This is a genomic window from Bellilinea sp., from assembly GCF_034432615.1.
Taxonomy (GTDB): domain Bacteria; phylum Chloroflexota; class Anaerolineae; order Anaerolineales; family Anaerolineaceae; genus Bellilinea.
The window spans coordinates 1-3,636 of the sequence record NZ_DAOUBL010000300.1 but is presented as its reverse complement, the minus strand read 5'-3'; the positions used below and the strand labels follow the sequence as shown (position 1 = coordinate 3,636).

Annotated in this window: 2 protein-coding genes; both read left to right on the top strand. The window is 55.0% G+C overall.

The genetic code is table 11. The features are described 5' to 3' along the window. Positions 1-166: 166 nt before the first annotated feature. The gene (locus tag VAE48_RS13620) at positions 167-634 is read left to right on the top strand and encodes an NUDIX hydrolase (protein ID WP_322793878.1); all 468 of its coding nucleotides are present in this window, start codon (positions 167-169) and stop codon (positions 632-634) included. Between the two features lie 184 nt (positions 635-818). Beyond that, a partial coding sequence (gene nifJ, locus VAE48_RS13615) for a pyruvate:ferredoxin (flavodoxin) oxidoreductase (protein WP_322793877.1) occupies positions 819-3,636 on the top strand: 2,818 nt, incomplete at its 3' end.

Here is a 3,636-nt window from a genome sequence, read left to right as displayed (position 1 = left end):
TTTTGGGGGAGGCGGGAGGGGGACGAAAATTCGAAAGTTGATGTAAAAATGATTTATCCCGAATTGACGTTAATTACTCGCTGAAAAAAGGTGCAGGATGAATTTTTCCATTCTTCAACGTGAAACGATTTACCAGGGACGCGCATTCGGCGTTGAAAAGGTCCAAATGAGATTACCTGACGGCAGCGTCCGCCCTTATGATCTTGTTCAACACAGCGGCTCGGTGACGATTGTACCGCTGGATTCGAACGGCAACCTGCTCTTTGTCAGGCAGTACCGCATCGGAGTTGGGAAAGAATTGCTGGAACTGCCAGCCGGTGTACTGAACGATGCTGAAGACCCACAGACCTGCGCTGCTCGTGAAATCCGCGAGGAAACCGGCATGGCCGCCTCAAACCTGGAACTGCTGGGTGACTTTTATCTGGCTCCCGGCTATTCCAGCGAACACATGTACATCTTTCTTGCCAGCGGGCTTTACCCGTCACCCCTGGAACAGGATGCCGATGAATTTCTCCAGCTGGTTGCCATTCCGGCTGCAGAGGCACTGGAAATGGCTCAAAATGGAGAGCTGCGGGATGCCAAAAGCCTGGCAGCCCTGATGCTGGCGCAGAAACGACTCAAGGGTGATTTGTAAATATGACAGGAAACATATGATTTCAATGACCAATATAACTTACCCATTTGTCCAAGAAAAGATACACTCTCATAGATGAATGTCTGGACACCCAAGCCGGCCGAACATTAAAACAGCCTGACTTTCACAGCAGAAAGCAGGCTGTTTTTGGGATTTCTATCATCTCAAAGTGGAGTTTAACGAAATGACACGACAAAAGATAACCGTAGATGCCAATGAGGCTGTTGCTTATGTAGCCTATCGGCTGAATGAAGTCATCGCCATTTATCCCATTACCCCTTCTTCAGGGATGGGTGAACTGTCCGATGCCTGGGCAGCCGCCAAAATCCCCAACATCTGGGGAACCGTACCGCTGGTCGTGGAAATGCAATCCGAAGGCGGCGCTGCCGGAGCCGTGCATGGCGCTTTGCAAACCGGTTCACTGACCACCACCTTCACCGCCTCGCAGGGCTTGCTGCTGATTATCCCCCACATGCACAAGATCGCCGGCGAATTGACCCCGGCCGTCTTTCATGTTTCAGCCCGCACGGTGGCTACCCACGCCCTTTCCATTTTCGGCGATCACTCGGATGTGATGGCCACCCGCCAGACCGGCTGGGCGCTGCTGGCCTCCCGCTCGCCGCAGGAAGCCCACGACATGGCATTGATTGCTCAAGCGGCTTCGCTGCGCTCACGCATTCCTTTCCTGCACTTCTTCGATGGTTTCCGTACTTCGCACGAAGTCAACAAGATTGAATACCTGAGCGAAGACGACATGCGGGCCATGATTGACATGGAAGCCGTCAGTCAGCACCGCGCCCGTGCCCTCAGCCCGGAACATCCCGTCCTGCGCGGCACAGCCATGAATCCGGATGTATTCTTCCAGGCGCGCGAAGCCATTAACCCCTTCTATAATGCCTGCCCGGCGATTGTCCAGGAAACGATGGATCAATTCGCCAAATTGACCGGACGCGCCTATCATCTATTTGATTACGCCGGTGCGCCGGATGCCGAACGGGTGATCATCCTGATGGGCTCCGGAGCCGAAACCGCTGAAGAAACCGCGCTCTACCTGCAGCAGCAGGGTGAAAAGGTTGGGGTGGTTACCGTGCGACTTTACCGGCCGTTCTCTCTGGAAGGGCTGATGAAAGCTCTGCCGGCCAGTGTGCAAAAGATCGCCGTTTTAGACCGCACCAAAGAACCCGGAGCTGCCGGTGAACCGCTCCATGAAGATGTGGTAACCGCCGTTACTGAAGCGGTGCGCACTGGTAAAGCTCCCTTCCAGCAAGTGCCGGTCATGGTAGCCGGGCGGTATGGTCTATCTTCCAAGGAATTTACACCGGGAATGGTCAAAGCCGTCTTTGACGAACTGAAAAGCGAAAATCCGCGCAATCATTTCACGGTGGGCATCGTGGACGATGTCAGCCACACCAGTTTAGATTATGATGCCTCCTTCTCTATCGAACATCCCCAAACCGTGCGGTGTGTCTTCTTCGGTCTGGGTGCAGATGGTACCGTTGGAGCTAATAAAAACTCGATCAAAATCATCGGTGAAGAAACCGACAATTACGCCCAGGGCTATTTTGTGTACGACTCCAAAAAGTCCGGCTCGGTAACCATTTCACACCTGCGTTTTGGCCCCCGCCCGATTCGCGCGCCGTACCTGATTCAACCCGGTCAGGCCAACTTTGTTGCCTGCCACCAGTTCACCTTCCTCGAACGGCTGGATGTATTGAAATACGCTGCACCCGGTGCAGTTTTCCTGCTCAACAGCATCTACCCACCCGATCAGGTTTGGGAACACCTGCCGCGCGAAGTTCAGCAGACCATCATCGAGAAAAACCTGAAATTCTACGTCATTGATGCCTATGAGGTCGCCCAAAAGACCGGCATGGGCGGGCGCATCAACACCATCATGCAGACCTGCTTCTTCGCCATCAGCGGCGTATTGCCGCGCGATGAGGCCATCGCCCAAATCAAAAAGAGCATTGAGAAAACTTACGGCAAACGCGGCGAAGCCGTGGTCAGGCGCAATTTTGAAGCGGTGGATCACACCCTCGACAACCTGTTTGAAGTCAAAGTGCCGGGACGGGTTACCAGCACCTTCAGCCGCCGCAAAGCAGTTGCCGACGAAGCTCCCGCCTTTGTGCGCGAAACGCTGGCGCCCATGATGATTTTTGAGGGCGATACTTTGCCGGTCAGCAAACTGCCGGTGGACGGCACCTTCCCCACTGCAACCGCCCGCTGGGAAAAACGCAACATCGCCCTGGAAATTCCGGTCTGGGATCCGGATGTGTGTATCCAGTGCGGTAAGTGCGCATTGGTGTGTCCGCATGCGGTTATCCGCCAGAAAGTTTATGACCCCAGGTATCTGGAAAATGCGCCGGAAACTTTCAAATCGACTCCCGCCAAATTCAAAGAATTTCCGGGCATGGTATTCACCATTCAGGTAGCACCGGAGGACTGCACCGGTTGCGCGCTGTGCGTGGAAGCCTGCCCCGCCAAGAACAAATCTCAGGTTGGTCTGAAAGCCATCAACATGGCGCCTCAACCGCCGCTGCGCGAAAGCGAACGGGTCAACTGGGAGTTCTTCCTCTCCTTGCCGGAGGTGGACCGCACCGCAATCAGCGTGGGAACTGTCAAAAACTCGCAGCTGCTCGAACCGCTGTTTGAGTTTTCCGGCGCCTGTGCCGGTTGCGGCGAAACGCCGTATGTCAAACTGGTTTCACAATTGTTTGGCGACCGTATCGTGATTGCCAACGCTACCGGCTGCTCCTCGATTTACGGCGGCAATCTGCCCACCACACCTTGGGCGGTCAACCGCGAAGGCCGCGGTCCGGCATGGTCGAACAGCCTGTTCGAGGATAACGCCGAGTTTGGTCTGGGCATGCGCCTGACGATTGATAAACAGAGCGAGTTTGCCCGCGAATTGCTGCTGGCGCTGGCTCCTCAACTCGGGCAGGTGCTGGTGGATGCAATCCTGACCGCCGACCAGACCAGTGAAGCGGGCATTAAAGCCCAAC